At 62.6% G+C, this 18,776-nt stretch carries 19 protein-coding genes; 13 read left to right on the top strand and 6 right to left on the bottom strand.

The genetic code is table 11. The annotated features are described in order from the left end of the window. Nucleotides 1-7 precede the first annotated feature (7 nt). Nucleotides 8-1,276 carry a restriction endonuclease gene (locus ACE2AA_RS08530; protein WP_141260729.1) on the bottom strand — a complete coding sequence of 423 codons (1,269 nt, stop codon included), beginning with the start codon at nucleotides 1,274-1,276 and terminating at the stop codon, nucleotides 8-10. Between the two features lie 275 nt (nucleotides 1,277-1,551). Here ACE2AA_RS08530 and ACE2AA_RS08525 point away from each other — a divergent pair, with 275 nt between their 5' ends. Beyond that, nucleotides 1,552-2,211, top strand: coding sequence for a histidine phosphatase family protein (locus ACE2AA_RS08525; protein WP_141260728.1), 660 nt, complete (start codon nucleotides 1,552-1,554; stop codon nucleotides 2,209-2,211). Here ACE2AA_RS08525 and cobS read toward each other — a convergent pair. Further along, the gene (cobS, locus tag ACE2AA_RS08520) at nucleotides 2,105-2,857 is read right to left on the bottom strand and encodes an adenosylcobinamide-GDP ribazoletransferase (RefSeq protein WP_141300702.1); all 753 of its coding nucleotides are present in this window, start codon (nucleotides 2,855-2,857) and stop codon (nucleotides 2,105-2,107) included. The two genes, ACE2AA_RS08525 and cobS, sit on opposite strands and share 107 nt — an antisense overlap. Next, nucleotides 2,854-3,882 carry a nicotinate-nucleotide--dimethylbenzimidazole phosphoribosyltransferase gene (cobT, locus tag ACE2AA_RS08515; RefSeq protein ID WP_395369431.1) on the bottom strand — a complete coding sequence of 343 codons (1,029 nt, stop codon included), beginning with the start codon at nucleotides 3,880-3,882 and terminating at the stop codon, nucleotides 2,854-2,856. Before cobT ends, cobS begins: the two co-directional genes overlap by 4 nt. Between cobT and cobU the strand changes: the two genes are divergently transcribed. From cobU to ACE2AA_RS08500, 3 genes are read left to right on the top strand one after another with little or no spacing between them, the layout of a single operon-like run. Continuing rightward, entirely contained in the window at nucleotides 3,881-4,474 is a 594-nt protein-coding gene (cobU, locus tag ACE2AA_RS08510; RefSeq protein ID WP_395369429.1) for a bifunctional adenosylcobinamide kinase/adenosylcobinamide-phosphate guanylyltransferase, read from the top strand. The genes cobT and cobU overlap by 2 nt on opposite strands. After that, nucleotides 4,471-5,079, top strand: coding sequence for a cob(I)yrinic acid a,c-diamide adenosyltransferase (cobO, locus tag ACE2AA_RS08505; RefSeq protein ID WP_141260724.1), 609 nt, complete (start codon nucleotides 4,471-4,473; stop codon nucleotides 5,077-5,079). The genes cobU and cobO overlap by 4 nt, the downstream gene beginning before the upstream one ends. After that, nucleotides 5,079-6,551, top strand: a complete 1,473-nt coding sequence (locus tag ACE2AA_RS08500; protein WP_395369427.1) for a cobyric acid synthase — start codon at nucleotides 5,079-5,081, stop codon at nucleotides 6,549-6,551. Before cobO ends, ACE2AA_RS08500 begins: the two co-directional genes overlap by 1 nt. A 160-nt stretch (nucleotides 6,552-6,711) precedes the next feature. On the opposite strand, the gene cbiB is transcribed toward ACE2AA_RS08500, so the two are convergent. After that, a complete protein-coding gene (gene cbiB, locus ACE2AA_RS08495; RefSeq protein WP_395369425.1) occupies nucleotides 6,712-7,764 on the bottom strand; it encodes an adenosylcobinamide-phosphate synthase CbiB in 1,053 nt (350 codons plus the stop codon). A gap of 380 nt (nucleotides 7,765-8,144) precedes the next feature. Between cbiB and ACE2AA_RS08490 the strand changes: the two genes are divergently transcribed. The 6 genes from ACE2AA_RS08490 to ACE2AA_RS08465 all read left to right on the top strand — a co-directional run bounded on the left by ACE2AA_RS08490 (nucleotide 8,145) and on the right by ACE2AA_RS08465 (nucleotide 15,235). Beyond that, nucleotides 8,145-8,795 carry a gluconate 2-dehydrogenase subunit 3 family protein gene (locus ACE2AA_RS08490; protein WP_395369423.1) on the top strand — a complete coding sequence of 217 codons (651 nt, stop codon included), beginning with the start codon at nucleotides 8,145-8,147 and terminating at the stop codon, nucleotides 8,793-8,795. Then, nucleotides 8,792-10,579, top strand: a complete 1,788-nt coding sequence (locus ACE2AA_RS08485) for a GMC family oxidoreductase (protein WP_141300690.1) — start codon at nucleotides 8,792-8,794, stop codon at nucleotides 10,577-10,579. Before ACE2AA_RS08490 ends, ACE2AA_RS08485 begins: the two co-directional genes overlap by 4 nt. Before the next feature lie 59 nt (nucleotides 10,580-10,638). After that, complete coding sequence (locus ACE2AA_RS08480) at nucleotides 10,639-11,946, top strand: c-type cytochrome (RefSeq protein ID WP_395372164.1); 1,308 nt, start codon at nucleotides 10,639-10,641, stop codon at nucleotides 11,944-11,946. An 87-nt stretch (nucleotides 11,947-12,033) separates the two neighbouring features. Continuing rightward, complete coding sequence (locus ACE2AA_RS08475; protein ID WP_395369422.1) at nucleotides 12,034-13,242, top strand: L-dopachrome tautomerase-related protein; 1,209 nt, start codon at nucleotides 12,034-12,036, stop codon at nucleotides 13,240-13,242. 44 nt (nucleotides 13,243-13,286) lie between these two features. Continuing rightward, nucleotides 13,287-14,363 (top strand): quinone-dependent dihydroorotate dehydrogenase, encoded by a 1,077-nt coding sequence (locus ACE2AA_RS08470; protein WP_141300686.1) that lies wholly within the window; start codon nucleotides 13,287-13,289, stop codon nucleotides 14,361-14,363. Next, nucleotides 14,360-15,235: a TIGR01459 family HAD-type hydrolase gene (locus tag ACE2AA_RS08465; protein ID WP_141300684.1), complete on the top strand. Its 876-nt coding sequence runs from the start codon at nucleotides 14,360-14,362 to the stop codon at nucleotides 15,233-15,235. Before ACE2AA_RS08470 ends, ACE2AA_RS08465 begins: the two co-directional genes overlap by 4 nt. A 17-nt stretch (nucleotides 15,236-15,252) precedes the next feature. Here the strand turns inward: ACE2AA_RS08465 and ACE2AA_RS08460 are convergent, their stop codons facing one another. Continuing rightward, complete coding sequence (locus ACE2AA_RS08460; RefSeq protein WP_141260716.1) at nucleotides 15,253-15,837, bottom strand: YqgE/AlgH family protein; 585 nt, start codon at nucleotides 15,835-15,837, stop codon at nucleotides 15,253-15,255. A gap of 130 nt (nucleotides 15,838-15,967) precedes the next feature. Between ACE2AA_RS08460 and ACE2AA_RS08455 the strand changes: the two genes are divergently transcribed. From ACE2AA_RS08455 to ACE2AA_RS08445, 3 genes are read left to right on the top strand one after another with little or no spacing between them, the layout of a single operon-like run. Beyond that, nucleotides 15,968-16,726 carry an SDR family NAD(P)-dependent oxidoreductase gene (locus ACE2AA_RS08455; RefSeq protein ID WP_141260715.1) on the top strand — a complete coding sequence of 253 codons (759 nt, stop codon included), beginning with the start codon at nucleotides 15,968-15,970 and terminating at the stop codon, nucleotides 16,724-16,726. A gap of 2 nt (nucleotides 16,727-16,728) precedes the next feature. After that, nucleotides 16,729-17,658 (top strand): polyphosphate kinase 2 family protein, encoded by a 930-nt coding sequence (locus ACE2AA_RS08450; protein WP_395369420.1) that lies wholly within the window; start codon nucleotides 16,729-16,731, stop codon nucleotides 17,656-17,658. Between the two features lie 55 nt (nucleotides 17,659-17,713). Continuing rightward, on the top strand, nucleotides 17,714-18,283 hold the full coding sequence (locus ACE2AA_RS08445; RefSeq protein ID WP_395369419.1) for a hypothetical protein: 570 nt from the start codon (nucleotides 17,714-17,716) through the stop codon (nucleotides 18,281-18,283). A gap of 117 nt (nucleotides 18,284-18,400) precedes the next feature. Here ACE2AA_RS08445 and ACE2AA_RS08440 read toward each other — a convergent pair whose 3' ends face one another. Further along, a complete protein-coding gene (locus tag ACE2AA_RS08440; RefSeq protein WP_141260712.1) occupies nucleotides 18,401-18,724 on the bottom strand; it encodes a YnfA family protein in 324 nt (107 codons plus the stop codon). Nucleotides 18,725-18,776: the final 52 nt, after the last annotated feature.

Raw genomic sequence — 18,776 nt, 5'->3', positions numbered from 1 at the left:
GGGTGTTTCAGGCGACATCGGGCACTTCTATGCCCGATACGAACTTGAACACATCTTCATGATGGAGCAGGAAAATGCGGTGCTTCTTGCCCAGGAGCAGCGCCTCCTGTGTGTAGGGCGCATTGGACACGATCGCGCCCACGCTGGCCTTGCTGTCGGTCTTTTCCTTTATGCCCTGCCAGATCACGTCATCATGCACCGGCTTGCGGTCCATCCAGCAATGCACCAGCATTTTCAGATTGTTGCGGTTGCACTGGATGACAGACCCCAGCCCCGTGGCCACGGGGGGGCGGGTGTCCCATCCCGCCTTTTCAATCCATTGTGAACAGAAGGCGGCGTATTCCGCCTGATTCATGTCCTGGTGATAGGTGCTGGGGGTAATGGCGGCGGCGGGCGGCTTGGTGGCCGTGCTGGCGGCCATGGTGGTGATATGTCCCTGCACGGTCCTGCATATGCTGGGCCACAGCGCGTGATATCCGTGTCGTGTCAGCGTGGGCAGCAGGGTACTGCGCGTGAAGCGATCCAGATACGTCGCCCATGACGTGTGCCCGGGGGCGGCCGCTGTCGTGTCATGCGCATTCTGGTACCACCGCCCCAGCATGGCGGAATGCCGTTGCGCCAGTTCCAGACAGATCCTGACGGCCTTGCGCCGCCGCGCCATGAGCCAGCATGCCCGGAGGATCAGGACCATGATCCATCCCGTCCCGCAGACCAGCATCAGGGTCAGGATCAGCGAGCCCAGTTTCTGGAAACCGCGCGTCATGAAAAAGATGTCGGTCGGTCGCGGCGTTTCCGCCTGCTGCACGATCACTGGCGGGGTGGCGGGCGGATTGTCGTCCGCTTCGGTATGCTGCGGGCCGGTGGGGGTAGGAGTATCGACGGCAGCGGGCGCGGGGGGGGCGACCGGGGCACGGACCATCGGGTGTTCTTCAGCCATCGCGGCCGGAATGGAGCCGATCGGGGCGATATCGCCCGTCATGAAATACAGCGGCGGCAGCCCCGGCACCGGTGGCACGCGCCGCATGAGTGGCAGGCCGTTGCGGTTGGCTATTTTTTCCCAGCGGATATCGGGCGTGACACTATGGCAGTCACCCTGCCGGATCAGCGTCTTGCGCCATGCGGGTGACTGCTGCGTGCTGATGGTCCGGTCTGACAGGGCACGCAGGATGGCATCATCCCCACACGCCAGCGTGGGGTGGACGGCACTGAACAGGCCTGCGGCGCTCGCGCTTGCCGGCAGGCACAGAAGCAGGCAGGCACTGGCCCATATCCGCATGATGCTCGTTATCCTTCCGGTCTGGAAACGGGAATGAACAGACCCGGGGTATCAGCAAATTGGAATGTGTTAATGTACAGATGCCGATATGCAGAATACATATCTTTTTGTAAACAGTCTTTATTTAGTCCTGTTTGTCGGTATTGATCCTGCCCCGACATCCTGAGGCAAAAAAGTGGCATGTCCTTATCGGGGGGCTGCCCCCTTATCCAACTTATGGCGATGTTCACGAACTTCGCGGATGTTCATCAGGACAGATTGGAAGGCAGGAGCGGATGACTGACCGTTTTGCAATTGTGCTGGCGCGCCATCCCGCCGTCATGGGGGCGGAAGGCCTGTGTTACGGCCAGCGGGACGTTGCCCTGGCGGATGGATGGGAGCGCATGGCCGATGGCCTGCGCACCGTCATGCAGGGGGTGGGATGCAGGATTCTGTTCTCCTCACCGGCCCGGCGCTGCCAGATGGTGGCGGAACGGGTGGCGCGGTTCATGAATCTGGAGCTGAAGGTGGATTCACGTCTGCGTGAAATCAGTTTTGGCGAATGGGAGGGCCGTCCATGGAGTCACATTTCACGTGCAGCACTTGATGCATGGGCGGCCGATGTCAGTGATTTCACGCCTCCCGGAGGGGAAAGCGGTCGCGAGCTGCATGTCCGGGTGCGGCATTTCTGGACCGAAATGCAGCAGTATGGCCAGTCCTGCGCCGTGCTGACCCACGGGGGGCCGCTGCGGCTCATGCAGGGGATGGTCCATGGCATGCCCGGCAGTCTGCTGGCTCCGTCGCCGCCCATGGGATCGGTGCGGGTGATCGAACAGGGGCCGCCCGGACTCAGGACAGGGCAGCCAGGATCGCACATTCCGTCACAACTGCCGTTGCACCAAGAACGTCTCCGGTTTGGCCGCCAATCTGTCGTCGCGCAAACAGGCACATTATGACAGCCGTCCCGATCGCCACGGCACAGGCAAGGGTCGCGCGGGGCAGGGGAAGCAGCACGGTGGCGCAGAGACCGGCAAGCCCCATGCAGGCCACCAGCGCATACCCCGGCAGGGCCGCCATGGAACTGGCCAGCCCGTCACTGCGTGCGGGCGGCAGCCGCCACAGCACCACCACCATGACCGCACGTGCCAGCGCTCCTGCCACCGACATGGCCATGATGGCCATTGCGCCCGGCATGGCGGCCAGTGCCGTAACCCGCACCAGCAGTGCGATCACCACCGCCATGACGCCGTAACTGCCCACCCGGCTGTCACGCATGATTTCCAGCTTGCGCGCGCGGTCCTGCCCGCCGCCACAGCCATCGGCCATGTCCGCCAGCCCGTCTTCATGCAGGCCGCCACAGGCCAGCAGCAGCATCCCGACACCCAACCCCGCAGCTGGCAGGGCCGCAATGCCCAGCCATAGCAGCCCGGCGTAAAGCAGCCCGCCACAGGCCCCAGCGCCCCCACCAACCAGTGGCCAGCACCATATGCTGCGCGTCATGGAATAGGGCAGGCCGTCATGCGCCAGCCATCCCACCGGCATGCGGGTCAGCAGTCCAATCCCGCAGACAAGGTCGGCACGCAGGCGGCCCACGATATTCATTCCTTTGTGCTGACCTGTGCCTGCGCGAATGTCGCCATGCCACACAGGCAGGCAATGGCGGCGCGGACAAGGGGAATGGCCAGCCCCGCGCCGGACCCTTCGCCCAGTCGCAGTTCCAGTTCCAGCAGTGGTGACAGTCCAAGTGCCGCCGCCAGATGTGCATGTCCACCTTCTGCTGAACAGTGTGACAGGCGGGTATGGGACAGTCCATGAGGATTCAGCCGCGCCAGCGGGGCAGCGGCTGCCGTGCAGATGAATCCGTCCAGCAGCACGGGAATGTTCCTGTACCGCGCGGCGATGACCGCCCCCATAATGGCCGCCAGCTCATGCCCGCCAAGGTAACGCGCGATGGCCAGCGGATCTGTCAGGTGCGTGGCGTGGTGGTCCAGCGCGCGGTCGATCACCGCAGCCTTGCGCCGCACGCCCGCATCATCCAGTCCGGTGCCACGCCCGGCCCATTTCGCGCCACCCCCGCCAAACAGTGCGGCACAGATGGCGGCGGCAGGGGTCGTATTGCCAATTCCCATTTCCCCAAGGCACAGCAGGTCCGTATCCGGCCGCACGGCCTGCATGCCGCAGGCCAGCGCGCGCAGGAAGGTCGGCTCATCCATGGCAGGGGCATGGGTCATGTCGGCCGTGGGGCGCAGACCTTCGACTTCCAGCACATGCAGGCGCGCGCCGCTTACGCGGGCGATCTGGTTGATGGCGGCCCCGCCATTGCGGAAATTTTCAACCATCTGGCGCGTGACATCAACAGGCCATGGTGTCACACCCTGCGCGGTGACGCCGTGGTTGCCAGCGAAGACGATGATATCCACCCGTTCGGCACGGGGGCGGGCGGTGCGCTGCCATTGTCCCGCCCAGCGGGCCAGGTCTTCCAGCCGTCCCAGGCTGCCAGGTGGCTTGGTCAGCTGGCTGTCATGATTGGTTATGGCGGCGTCGGCCGCCATGTCAGGCGGAGGCAGGTCGTGGCATAGCTGGCGCAGCGCGGCCATGTCGCGTGGATGGGAAAGATGGGATGGCATGGGCAGCGTTGTGTGGTCTTATGCGCCCGGATGCAAGATGGCGGAGGATAAAATGAAGGCGGCGTGCCAACCTGATACGATGTCCGGCATGCAGGGCTGCATTTTCGTGCTGGGTGGTGCGCGTTCGGGCAAGAGCCGTTTTGCCGAAAACCTGTTTCCTCGGTGGCCCGCGCCATGGACCTATCTTGCCACCTGTCAGCCCCATGACGGGGAAATGGCCGCGCGCGTGGCCCACCACCGGGCGCGGCGGGGGACAGGCTGGCATACGGTCGAAGAACCGCTGGACCTGCCCGCAGCCCTTGATGGAGCGGGTACGTCGCCCGTGCTGGTGGACTGTCTGACGCTGTGGCTGACCAACCTCATGTTGGGCGAACATGATATTGCGGGGGCCACGCAGGCGCTGCTGGCGGCCTTGCGCCGCCGTGCGGGCCCGACCGTGCTGGTGTCGAACGAGGTGGGGCAGGGGATCGTGCCCGACAATACGCTGGCGCGTCGCTTCCGTGATGAGGCAGGCTGGCTGCACCAGTCGGTTGCACGGGATGTCGCGCGTGTGGTTTTTGTGGTGGCTGGCCTGCCGATGGAGATGAAATGACCCTTACCCCCGAAGAAATCCGCCACCGTGAAAAAATGGCCAAACGCAAGCAGGTGCAGGACAGGGAGGTCAGTACCAAATCCATTGAGAAGGGCTTGCTGGCGGTCCATACCGGTGCGGGCAAGGGCAAGTCCACCGCAGCCTTCGGCATGGCGCTGCGCACGCTGGCCCATGGCGGGCGCATCGTGGTGATCCAGTTCATCAAGGGGGCGTGGAACACGGGGGAGCGCAAGGCGCTGGAACGCTTTGGCGACCAGGTGGAATGGCATGCACTGGGCGAGGGCTTTACATGGAACACGCAGGACCGCACCCGCGACATCGCCAACTGCCGTGCGGCGTGGGATCAGGCGCGCGCGGCACTGAAGCGCGCAGATGTCGCGATGGTGATACTGGACGAACTCAACATCGCGCTGCGGTATGACTATCTGCCGGTTGATGAAGTGCTGGCCGATATCGCGGCCCGTCCCGTCATGCAGCATGTTGTCGTGACCGGGCGCAACGCCCGTCCCGCCATGATCGAGGCCGCCGACCTGGTCACCGAAATGACGCAGGTCGCCCACCATTTCAAGAAAGGGGTCAAGGCGCAGGCAGGGATCGAATTCTGATGGCCCCGCGCGCGCTCATGTTTCAGGGCACCGGGTCCAGCGTGGGCAAGTCGGTTCTGGTGGCGGGACTGTGCCGCGCACTGACCCGCCGTGGCCTGCGTGTGCGTCCGTTCAAGCCGCAGAACATGTCCAACAACGCGGCGGTAACAGCAGACGGGGGCGAGATCGGGCGCGCGCAGGCGCTGCAGGCGCGTGCCTGCGGGGTGGCTCTGTCGGTCGATATGAACCCCGTCCTGCTCAAGCCGCAGGGCACGACCGGATCCCAGCTTGTGGTGCGCGGGCGCATGCGCGGGCAGGTGCGGGCAAAAGATTTCCAGTCCTTCAAGCGCGGTCTGATGCCCGAGGTGCTGGACAGTTTCCACACCCTTGCCGGTCAGGCGGATATCGTGCTGGTCGAAGGTGCGGGATCCGCGTCAGAGGTCAACCTGCGGGCTGATGACATCGCCAATATGGGCTTTGCGCAGGCGGCGGACATCAATGTCGTTCTGGTGGGCGATATTGACCGTGGCGGAGTGATCGCAAGCCTCGTGGGCACGCAGGCGGTTGTGGCCGCGGATGATGCGCGGCGCATAAAGGGATTTATCGTCAACCGTATGCGTGGCGATCCGTCACTGTTCGATGCGGGGATGGCGGCGATTGCCGACATGACCGGGTGGCAGGCCGTGGGGCTGGTACCCTTCCTTGACCGCGTGCGCGACCTGCCCGCAGAAGATGCTGCTGATCTGCATGTCGGTAGGGGCAGCGGGACGCAGGGCGTGCGCATTGTCGTGCCCTGTCTGCCCATGATCGCCAATTTTGATGATCTGGACCCGCTGGCGGCGGAAGATGGGGTCAGTCTTGCCATGGTGCAGCGGGGGCAGGTCCTGCCGCCATGTGATCTTGTGATCCTGCCCGGAGCGAAGGCCACCATCGCCGACCTTGCTGTGCTGCGGGACGAGGGATGGGATATTGACATCCATGCCCATGTGCGGCGTGGCGGTCATGTCATGGGCATATGCGGTGGCTACCAGATGCTGGGACGCAGCATTGCCGACCCGCTGGGGATCGAGGGCAGGCCATGCACCGTGGACGGCCTTGGCCTGCTGGACGTCATCACAGTAATGGAAGGCAGCAAGCGGCTGGAGGATGTAACCGGTCGCCTGCTGCCCGAAGGGACCGCCATGCGCGGGTATGAAATGCATATCGGCCGGACCACCGGCCCCGATCACGACGTGCGGCCGCTGATTGATCTGGGCGGGCGGTATGACGGCGCGGTCAGCCCATCGGGACGGATATGGGGTACCTACGTCCATGGCCTGCTGGCCGGTGGCGGGACGCGGGCGGCATTGCTGGCGCGGCTGGGTGGTCACTCGGACGGGCATGACCATGATGCGACGGTGGATGCAGCCCTTGATATGCTGGCCGATCATCTGGAAACACATCTGGATATTGATAGCCTGCTGGCACTGGCCCGTCCCGTTGGTAATAAATAAGGGCTGCCAGAAAAGTCAGTGCATGACATAATATTAAAAATGAAGTTTTTTGGTGAAGATTTTTAATAGACTTCATGGAACGCTGCCTTTTTCGAAAAAGACGGCGCTCCAAAACTTTTATTGTTTTTTTGATCGATGAGTTGTTTTTTTAAACAGTCTTTCAACGCCTGCGAGCGAACAGGTGACGGGCAAGCATGCCCACTGCTGAAAATCCCGCCACGGTCTGGAGCAGGCAGGCGCGACGGTACAGCGCAAGGGCCCGGTGCAGGTCGGCAGGACGCAACGCGGCTGGCCCATCGCCCACCCATGGTTCCGTCACGCTGACACCGTTATAGGCGCGCGGACCGGACAGACGTATGCCCAGCGCGCCCGCCATCGCGGCTTCGGGCCAACCGGCATTGGGGGATCGGTGGTGGCGGGCGTCGCGCCACAGAATGCGCAAGGCGTCCCGTGCGCTCATGCCCTTCAGGGTCAGGGCGGCAAGGATGAGCCACAGCGCCGACAGGCGGGATGCGGGCAGGTTGACCAGGTCATCCAGCTTTGCCGCCGCGTAACCAAAGGCTGCATGCCGGGGCGTGCGGTGGCCGATCATGCTGTCAGCCGTGTTGACCGATTTGTAAAAGACCGCGCCCGGCAGCCCGCCTGCAGCCATCCACAGCAGGGGGGCGACGATGCCATCGGAAAAGTTTTCGGCCAGTGTTTCGGTCGCGGCCCGCAGCACACCTGCCTTATCCAGCTGTTCGGGGTCACGGCCTACAATATGGGAGACCGCACGCCGGGCGGCGGGCAGGCTGTCATGTGCCTGTATCGCCACGGCCTCGACATGGTCATGCAGTGAACGCTGGGCGACAAGGGAACTGGCCAGTACCGCCGTCAGCGGCAGTGCCAGCCACCGGGGCAGGATACGCCGGATGGCGCGATCCACCAGCATGGCGGTTGCCGTGGGCACGGATACAATCAGCACACTGGCCACAAAACCGTTGGCCCGGCGTCGTGCCGGAGTGGTGTCTGGTGTATTGAGGCGCCGGTCCAGCATGCCGATCAGCCCCCCGATCCACATGACCGGATGCCCGACACGGCGCACCAGCGCCTGTGGATAACCTACGGCCATGTCGGTTACCGATGCGATGCAGGTGATGCCAAGGTTTCGTAACATGAAAAAAAGAGCAGAGCGCATGCCTGCGTGGATATGGTGCGCCCCGCAACGGGTCAAGAGTACGGCCTGTATCAGCGATCTTTTAAAATTAACGTGTTGATGTAAAATAATAAAAGTTCCGAGTTCTGCCTCTTTTCAACAATTGCGGTGTCCTTTGAAGCTTTTTGACAAAAGCTTTACCAAAAATTTCCCTATGATCCGCAGTCTGTTGGAACAGGCGTTTCAGGATGCTGCAAGGCATGTGGAAAGGCCTGTCCGCCATCCATTTTTTCGTGATCAATATTTCTTGCATTAATCAATATGTCGAAAAAATGGTCTAGGCATTTATCCAGACCTCACGGATATAGTGAGCGTTCGGAGCAGCAATGACATGGCACAGCAGGTAGGCGTTTTTGGGTATCAGTGATTTACGGTTCACTTCGTCGCGGCGGCGGTTCATGCAGGGACTGGCAGGGATTGCTGCATGCAGTACGGTTCTTGCCTCCCTTCCGGCCCATTCCAGTCCCCCCGCACCCTATGTCCCGCGTTTCTTCAATCCCGCCGAATGGGCTTTCCTGATCGCTGCGTGCGACCGTCTGATCCCGGCTGATGCAAACGGTCCCGGCGCAGTGGCGCTGGATGTGCCACGTTTCATCGACATGCAGATGGACACCCCCTACGCCCATGGGGCGCAGTGGTACATGCAGGCCCCCTTCGTGCAGGGGCCGGACAACCTTGGCTACCAGCTGCCCCATGCCCCGCGTGACCTGTACCGGCGCGGGATTGCGGGCATGAACGGCCACGCCGCCACCCGCCATGGCAGGCCGTTCGCGGACCTTGCGCCCGCATTGCAGGATGACCTGCTGCGTGGGGCGGAAAATGGTGGCATGACCTTTGGCGACCTGCCATCGTCCGTGTTCTTTGACCAGTTGCTGGCCAATGTGATGGAAGGCGCGTTTTCGGACCCCATCCATGGCGGCAATACCGGGCTTGGCGGCTGGACCATGCTCGGCTTTCCCGGTGCGCGGGCGGATTTCATGGACTGGGTGGACCGCTACGGCGTGCATTACCCGCTGGGCAGTGTGTCCATATCGGGAGAAACGGCATGAGCGACGACGCACGCAGGCTGCACCCGGTTGATGTGGTGATCGTGGGCGGTGGCTGGGCCGGGTCCATCATGGCCAAGGAAATGACCGAGGCCGGGCGGTCGGTCGTCATGCTGGAACGCGGGCCGGACCGCAGCACGGCGGCGGATGGGGCCTATCCCGCCTCGATTGACGAACTGGAGGCCAATTTCCGCTATAAACTGTTTCAGGACCTGTCAAAAAACACCGTCACCATCCGCAACAACAGCCAGCAGACGGCGCTGCCCTATCGCCGCATGGCCGCCTTCCTGCCCGGTGAGGGCGTGGGGGGCGCGGGCCTGCACTGGTCTGGCGTGCATTTCCGTATGCCGCCCGATGACCTGCGCCTGCGCACGCGCGTGATCGAGAAATACGGCGCCAAATTCATTCCCGAAGGCATGAACCTTCAGGATTACGGCGTCAGTTATGAGGAACTGGAACCCTTTTTCGACAAGGCGGAAAAGGTATTTGGCACATCGGGCGAAGCCTACATGGTCAAGGGACAGGTCGTGGGGAAGGGGAATGTGTTTTCCCCCTCGCGTTCCGACCATTTCCCGCTGCCCGCGCTGAAGGATGTCTATACTGCCCATCTGTTCCGCAAGGCGGCGGAAGAAGTGGGCTTCCATCCCTATTCCCTGCCTGCGGCCAATGCGTCGCGGCAGTACATCAACCCGTACGGCGTGCAGATGGGGCCATGCAATTTCTGTGGTTATTGCAGCGGGTATGCCTGTTACATGTATTCCAAGGCATCGCCCAACGTGAATATCCTGCCGGTGCTGCGGCGGCACCCGCTGTTTGAACTGCGCGCGGGCTGTCATGTGCTGAAGGTGGAACTGGACACGGATGGCAGGCGTGCGACCGGCGTGACCTATATCGACCCTGACGGCAAGGTGGTGACCCAGCCTGCGGATATGGTGATCCTGACTGCGTTCCAGTTCCATAATGTCCGGCTCATGCTGCTGTCAGGCATCGGCAAACCTTATGATCCCGTACGTAACGAAGGGGTGGTGGGACGCAATTTTGTCTATCAGAACGTGACGACCAGCAATGTCTGGCTCGATCGCGGTATTGATACCAACCAGTATATCGGCGCAGGCGGCGGTGGCGTCGCGTTTGATGATTTCAACAGCGAGAATTTCGACCATGGGCCGCTGGGTTTCGTAGGGGGATCGCCGGTCTGGGTGAACCAGGCGGGCGTGAAGGCGATTGCAGCCGCCCATTCCGGTGGACCGCCGGGCACGCCGCGCTGGGGCAGTGCGTGGAAGGCGGGCATGATCGACACCTACCGTCATTCCCTGCGCATTGATGCCCACGGGGCGAACATGGCCTATCGGGACGTGTACCTCGATCTTGATCCGACATGGAAGGACGCCTGCGGGCAGCCCCTGTTACGCATGACGTTTGACTGGAAAGACAACGACATCCGCATGAACCGCTATGTGGTGGACAGGATCGGCGACGTGGCAAAAGCTATGGGCGCGCGGCGTGTCAACCTGACCCGGCGCGAATTCGGCAAGCCGTTCGACACCCGTCAGTACCAGACCACCCACCTGGGTGGCGGGGCCGTGATGGGCAGTGATCCGGGGACAAGCGCGCTCAACCGCTACCTGCAGTCGTGGGATGTGCATAATGTGTTCGTGATCGGGGCGAACGCTTTTCCACAGGGAACAGGCTACAACCCGACCGGCATGGTTGCGGCGCTGGCGTACTGGGCGGCCCATCATATCCGCGCGACCTACCTTGCCCATCCCGGGCCGCTGGCGGGATGAGGGTCATGGTGTGGGGAAAGCGGCTGTGCCTGCTGGCTGGCATACTGACGGCGGTGGTGATGGGGACGCCACCGGCACGGGCGCAGGATATGGCACAGGATCATCAGGCATATGATCAGGCCGGGGATGATGCGATCACGCGCGGGGAATACATGGCCCGCGCGGCTGATTGCGCAGCCTGTCACACCGTGCCTGGCGGCGCGCCCTTTGCGGGGGGCATGGCCTTTCATCTGCCGACCGGCACGCTGTATGCCCCCAACATCACCCCTGACCGGCAGACCGGTATCGGCCAGTATTCCGAGGCCGAATTCAGTCGTGCCCTGCGTCGGGGCATCCGCCGTGACGGGGCCACGCTGTACCCGGCCATGCCCTATCCGTCATATGCACGCCTGACGGATGCGGACGTGCATGTGCTGTATGTCTATTTCATGCAGGGCGTGAAGCCTGTTCCGCACGCGGTGGTGCAGGATGGCATGTCGTGGCCCATGTCCATGCGCTGGCCGCTTTCCATCTGGCGTATGCTGTTTGCTCCTGATCCGAAGGCGGCGTTGCGCGACATGGATCGCCGCACCTTTGCCGACCCGCTGGTGGCCCGTGGCAGCTATCTGGTCGAAGGACCGGGTCATTGCGGTGCATGTCATACGCCACGTGCCCTGACCATGCAGGAAAAGGCCCTGACGGCGGTGGACGGGCCATTGTACCTGTCGGGGGGCGATGCGGTGGATGGCTGGCGTCCCGTCAGCCTGCGCGGCGAAAACCGCACCGGACTGGGACGGTGGAACGAACATGATATCGTGCGTTTTCTGGCCACCGGGCGCATGCCGCTGGGGGCGGCATTTGGCGGCATGACGGATGCCATCGGCCATGGCACGCAGCATATGACGGACGATGACCGGCTGGCGATCGCACGCTACCTCAAGACCCTGTCACCCACCGCGCCCGCTGTGGCGCAGGGCTGGATCTATGACCCTGCGGTAACCGATGCCCTGCGCGCGGGTGATGTTTCTGCCCGTGGCGCCCGTGCCTATGTCGATAGCTGTGCTGCCTGTCACCGTACCGACGGTCGTGGTTATCCCACCACGTTCCCGCCACTGGCGGGCAACCCGGTGGTCATGGACCCCAGACCCGACTCCCTGATCCGTATCGTGCTGGAGGGAAATACCCTGCGCGCCACGCGGCAGGCGCCCTCCGCCTTTGTCATGCCCGGGTTTGCCACGCGTATGGACGATAAGACCGTGGCGGATACCGTCACCTTCATCCGTGCGGCATGGGGAAATGACGCGCCTGCGGTAACGGTTGCGGATGTCGCGCGGATACGGCGCACCCTGTCGCCCGAACATCCGCCCGTCTCCCTGCCCATGAACTGATTGTGAAGCATGTGCGGGGACGGGGCCGATTGCCCTTGTTCCCCGGACTTGCATGAATGGTCGTACAAGCCAGCACCGGGGAAGACGATGACCATGTCCATGCACAGGCGTGACCTGTTCCGTGCCATCCTGCCATTGTCCATGGGTATGGGCGGTGTCGCCCGTGCGGCTGAACCCGCGCGGGATGCCACCAACCGTGATCATGGCGTGGCCCCGTCAGGCCCGTTTGACATCGTGGCCCGGTTTGATGGTCCCGGCCCGTCGGGTATCGCGGTGACGCATGGGCGCATATTCGTGGGCTTTCCCCGCCACGCGGTCAATCATCGTGGGGCGACCCTTGCGGAACTGAAGGACGGAAAGCTGTATCCCTATCCCGATGTAACGCACAGCATGCCGTCCGATCAGCCGCCTGCAAACCGTCTCATGTCCGTGCATGGCATGACGACGGATGCGCGGGGACGGTTATGGGCCATTGATGATGGTAAGCTGGCGGGACAGCCACTGGCACCAGGGGCGGCGAAGGTTATCGGCATTGACCCCGAAACGGACCGGATCTTCGCCAGCATCATCCTGCATGCGCCGACCCTGCTTGCGGATAGTCACATGAACGACCTGCGGGTGGACCTGACGCATGGGGCGCAGGGCACGGTGTACGTGACCGATTCCTCCTTTGGTCTCTCGCCTGCCCTTGTGGTGGTGGATATCGCAACAGGCCGGCAGCGCAGGGTGCTGGCGGATCATCCCTCCATCAAGGCGGAGCGCCCCTTCATGGCAGTGGTGGAGGGACGGCCTCTGGTGTTCGATCCCCCCCAGCACCCGCCCGCCTTTGTCTGGGGTGGAGTTGACGGCATTACCCTGTCCCCGGACAGCACCACGCTGTATTACAGCCCCCTGACCAGCAGGCGGCTGTACAGTATTCCCACCGACCTGCTGGCCGATTTTTCCAAAACCGATGTGCAACTTGCCGCCGGTATCCGCGATCTTGGGGAAAAGGGCGTGGCTGATGGTCTGGCCACTGATGCAAAAGGTCGCATCTACACCACCAATTTCGAACATGACGCCATTTTCCGCCGTAATGCCGATGGCACGTTCGATACCATGGTGCATGATCCGCGCATTCTCTCGCCTGACGGAATATTCGTTGATGGCGACATGGTTTACTGCACGCTGGGACAGTGGAACCGTCTGGGAGGGCTGAATGGCGGGCATGACCTGCGGGTGCCACCCTATTACCTGATCCGCTTTCCCACCGATGTACATGGGCCCGTGGACGCGACAAAGCCCGCGCACGGTTAGTTGCCCCTTTCCCCCGACGCTGAATTGCGGCAACAATCCCAGTCATGAATATTATGTCGCGTATGATCCTGCCGCTCATGCGGCGTCTGGAACCCGAGACCGCCCATCGTGTCGCCCTTGATGCCCTGCAGCTTGGACTGGGTGGGGTATCCTGCCCCGGGAAAGATGACCCGGCGCTGTCGGTGCGGGCCATGGGCCTGCGTTTTCCCAACCCTATCGGCATGGCGGCGGGGTTTGACAAGAATGCGCTGGTCGTGCGCCCGCTGGCGCGTTCGGGCTTCGGTTTTGTCGAAGCCGGGACCGTGACCCCGCGTCCGCAGCCAGGCAACCCGCAGCCGCGCCTGTTCCGGCTGACGGAAGACCGCGGCATCATCAACCGCATGGGCTTCAATAATCAGGGTATCGACCGCTTTGCCGTGCGTCTGGCACGTCTGCACCGCGTGTCATCCCCGCGTCGCACGCCGGGCGCGCAGGTGCCGGTTGGGGCGAACCTTGGCATCAACAAGACCGGCGCGGACCCCGAACGCGATTATCCCATGCTGGTCGGGCGGGTTAAGCATTATGCCGACTACATCGTCATCAACCTGTCATCGCCCAACACGCCGGGCCTGCGCGACCTGCTGGAGGCCACGCGGCTGAAGGGTATTCTGGACGCGATCAATACCGCCCATCCCGAACGGCCGCCGCTGCTGGTCAAGATATCGCCCGACATCGCGCATGATGATGTGCCCGCAGTGGTCGAGGCCGCGATTGCCGGTGGCGCGCAGGGGCTGATCGTCTCCAACACAACCATTTCCCGCCCGGCGGGACTGCGTAGCCCGTATGCCAGCGAGACCGGCGGCCTGTCCGGACGCCCGCTGCGCGCGCTGGCGCAGGACATGCTGACCCGCGTGGCACAGGTGGCGAATGGCCGCGTGGCGCTGGTGGCCTGTGGCGGGATCGAAACCGGTGCGGATATCGTGGACCGGGTGCGTGCGGGCGCCGACCTTGTGCAGATCTACACGTCCTATGTTTATGACGGGCCAGGCATCATCGCGCGCCTGAAGGCCGAAACCCTGCGCGCGCTGCGTGCGGAAGGGTTCGAGACACTGGCCGATGCCAAGGGAACCGCTCTCAAATGAAATGGCATGACGGGCTGTCCACGCTGAACGGGGATTATGACGGCTACATCCTTGACCTGTGGGGTGTGGTGCATAATGGCGTGCAGCCCTATCCCGGCGTTCTGGAATGTCTGCAGCGCCTGCGCGAAGCCGGTCGTCGTGTCGTGCTGCTGTCCAATGCGCCGCGCCGGACTGCAACGGTGGAACCAAACCTGCGCCGCATGGGGATCAGTGCGGATCTGTATGACGCCATCATGACCAGTGGCGAATGCACCCACCGCATGTTGGCCAGCCGCGATGACCCGTGGTTCGCAGCCCTTGGGCGGCGCATGATCCATCTTGGCCCGGAAAAGGATGTGGATGTCTATGCCGGGCTGGACCTTGATGTGGTCACCGACCCGGCTCATGCGGATTTCGTTCTCAATACCGGGCCGGATGCTGAACTGGGGGAGGAGGACATCGCCCCTTACCTGCCGCTGCTTGAACGCTGTGCCGCGCAGAACCTGCCCATGATCTGCGCCAACCCGGACCAGCAGGTCATCCGTGGCACGCAACGCCTGATCTGTGCAGGCGCCATGGCAAGCTGGTATGCGGAACATGACCGTGACGTGCGCTGGATCGGCAAGCCCTATCCAGAAGTGTACGGACTGGCGCTGTCATTGCTGGATATGCCGCGTGACCGTGTGCTGGCGCTGGGGGATGCGCTGGCGACCGATATGCGCGGGGCAGCCACTGCCGGTATTGATGGCTGCTGGGTGCTGGGCGGCATTCATCAGGAAATGCTGGGCGGTAGCTGGGAACAGGGTCGTAATCCGGATTACGACCTTGCAGTGGCCGAAGCATCCGCCGCCGGGCTTGCACCGGTGGCCTGCGTGCCGTCCCTGCGCTGGTAACTGACAGTCGTCGCCGGTCAGGCGTGGCCGGGGGTGGCGCTGTACCACGCGGGATCAATGCGCACACTGGCCAGCGCCTGCCGCCATTTGGCATTGTGATCGGCCCCGAATACGATGTTTTCGGTGGCCGGGGCTGCGATCCATGCGTCATGGTGCAGCATTTCTTCTTCCAGTTGTCCCGCCTCCCAGCTGGCGTGCCCCATGGCCAGCAGTGCATGGGCGGGACCATTGCCATCGGCAATGTCACGCAGTACGTCCAGACTGGCCGTAAGCGTGGTGGTGCGGTCAACCGGCAGGCTGCCGTCCCCGCTCCAGTCCGATGTATGCAGCACGAATCCGCGCCCGTTATCCATCGGACCGCCCGCGCACAGATTGATGCGGCGACGGGGTGGTACGGGGGCGATGCCAAGCTGTTCCAGCACATCATCAAGGACAGGCTGGGACAGGCGACGGTTGACGACAAGGCCCATGGCCCCGTCCTCGGGCGTATGGGCGCACAGGTAGACGACACTGCGCGCGAAAGCGGGATCGGTCAGGGCGGGAGTGGCCACAAGCAGGTGGCCTGTCAGGCTGCAGCCTGGAGTTGTCGCGAAGGAAGCCATACACCACCATAGAACCGGATTTGCCCTGCTTTGCAACCATTTCAGGTGTTACCCGTGGCGTGATTGTTCTCAATGACGGATGCCCCACGATATGCAAGGCTTGCCGTTCCATGCAGGAAGGAGACCGATCATGAAGCAGACCGTACTGGTAACCGGTGCCACAGCCGGATTCGGCAAGGCGATTGCCCACCGTCTTGTGCATGATGGATACCGTGTCATTGCAACCGGCCGCAGGCGTGAACGTCTTGACGCGCTGGCGGCGGAGCTGGGGCCTGACCTGCTGCCCTTCCGCCTGGACATGGATGATGCGGGCGCGGTCACGGCCCTGCCGGGCAGCCTGCCCGATGGATGGCGTGATGTGGACGTGCTGGTCAATAATGCCGGACTGGCGCTGGGGATGGAAAAGGCGCAGGACGCGGAAATCGCCAACTGGCAGACCATGATTTCCACCAACGTGACCGGCATGGTCGAACTGACCCGTGTGCTGCTGCCCGGCATGGTGGCGCGTGATCGAGGGCATGTCGTGACCCTTGGCAGCACGGCTGGCACCTATCCCTATACCGGTGGCAATGTGTATGGCGCGACCAAGGCGTTCGTCAGGCAGTTCATGCGCAACCTGCGCTGTGACCTGCTGGGTCATAATGTGCGCGTTACGAACCTTGAACCCGGCTTGTGCGGGGGGAGTGAGTTCAGCCAGGTACGCCTGCGTGACGATGCAAAGGCTGCAGCGGTGTACGAAGGGACAAAGCCGCTGCTACCGGCGGATATTGCCGAGACGGTGGCCTGGGTCCTGTCATTGCCGCGTCACGTCAATATCAATGAAATCGAGATGATGCCGGTCTGTCAGGCGGCAGGCGGTCTTGCGGTGGCGCGGGGGATGAAGGACTGATCATGGCCCGCAAGACCAAGAATATGAGTAACACGCTGGCACGCCAGTTCGCTGTGCGTAGCGGACATGATTTTTCCCTTGCGGCTTGTCCCACGCGGGCGGCGGAAGCCTGCGGGCTGGACAAGAAAACCGGCAAGCGGCTGCTGAAGGAACGCATCCGCCGCCTGTCGCAACTGCAGTCGGTACTGTACGCCAATGGCACATGGTCCGTGCTGATCGTGCTGCAGGCGCTGGATGCGGGGGGCAAGGATGGCGTGATCAAGCATGTCATGTCCGGCATCAACCCGCAGGGCGTCAGCGTAACGTCGTTCAAGCAGCCCGGTCCGGTTGAACTGTCGCATGGTTACCTGTGGCGCGAGCATCTGGCAGCTCCTGCGGCCGGGCGCATCGGCATTTTCAACCGCAGTCATTATGAGGAAGTGCTGGTCACCCGGGTACACCCCGAACTGCTGGACCATGAATGCCTGCCTGCCTCCTTACGTAAAAAGCCGACATTCTGGCAGGACCGTTATGAGGACATCAGCCATTTCGAGCAGTATATGGCGCGTCAGGGGACGGTTGTGCTGAAGTTCTTCCTGCACCTGTCGAAGGAGGAGCAGCGAAAGCGCTTCCTGCGCCGGATCGACCACCGCACCAAGAACTGGAAATTCTCGCCAGCCGATATCCATGAACGGCATTACTGGGATGATTACCAGAGCGCGTACGAGGAGGCGATCAAGCGCACCGCCCACCCCGATGCGCCGTGGTTTGTCGTGCCGGCCGATCAGAAATGGTTTGAACGGCTGGTGGTGATCGAGGCCATTATTGACGCGCTGGAAAAACTGCATCTGAAAATGCCGGCATCCGATCCCGCCATGGAGGCGGAAATGGAGAAGGCCCGCAAGCAGCTTGAAGCGGAAGCCCCACAGACCACCCATCACGCCGTTCATTGACGTGTATGACCACACCCCGCAAAAGATTGTGATCTTGTGTGAATGGAGAACAGTCATGGCGGCAATGCGCTGGCATATACGTGGGATGATGGGGCTTGCGGCGGTCCTTGCGGTGCAGGGGGCGCTGATGGCACCAGCCGAGGCACGCCGCCATCACCATCACAGGCGGGAACAGGCCGGGGAAGACTACCAGCAGTCTGGCAGTGAAAAGGACAATGCGCAGACCCAGGCTATCGCTACCCCCGTGCCGGAAACCTGTGATAACCGCAAATTCCTGGCCGACGTTGAAGCGGCAGAAGGTAAGCAGGGCGACCAGCCTGATCGGGTCGAGCATGTCTGTGGCCGCGTAATCGCGGTGTCCGCGTCAAAACGGACCCGTAGCGGCCTTCATGGCTATTTCTATGTTGATGTCGGTAATGGCGTGTCCATCCGCATCGTGTCCGATCTGGACCGTATGTCCGCGCCTGCATGGCCGTGGGTGGCCAGGGGTGACCAGGCGGATGTGCTGGGCCGGTATTATTACGATAACGCGCGCAGTCAGGGCATTGACTGGACCCATCACGGTACCGGTCGTACCTGGCCTGTGGCGGGGTATGTGACAGTCAACGGCACCCGTTACCAGTAAGGGCTGTTTCAGATCTTAAAAACGTTTTGGGCACCGCCTTTTTTCAAAAAGGCGGTGTTTCCTGAAGCTTTCTGAAAACAGATTCACTGAAAAATTGTATTCCCATCAATAAGTTATTCAGGCGCGTGGGCCCAACAGGATAATGGCTGCGCCCACCAGGCAGATCGCGGCTCCCCCGATATCCCAGCGATCAGGCGGCAGCTTTTCCACCAGCCATGACCAGATCAGGCTGGCAGCGATATAGACCCCCCCATAAATGGCATAGGCCCGGCCCGCATTGTCAGCCGGGCTGAACGTCAGCAGCCATGCGAACAGCACCAGCGACAGGCAGCCCGGCACCAGAACCAGCGCCGAACGCCCCAGACGCATCCACGCCCAGAAACAGAAACACCCGCAGATTTCCGCGAATGCGGCGGGAACATAAATGGCGGCGGTCAGCATGGGGTTCCTTTCGGGGCAGGGGTACAAAAAAACAGGGACCATTTCTGGTCCC

The organism is Komagataeibacter diospyri, assembly GCF_043995075.1.
In the GTDB taxonomy this organism is placed as follows: domain Bacteria; phylum Pseudomonadota; class Alphaproteobacteria; order Acetobacterales; family Acetobacteraceae; genus Komagataeibacter; species Komagataeibacter diospyri.
This window is presented reverse-complemented; position numbering and strand designations above follow the sequence as displayed.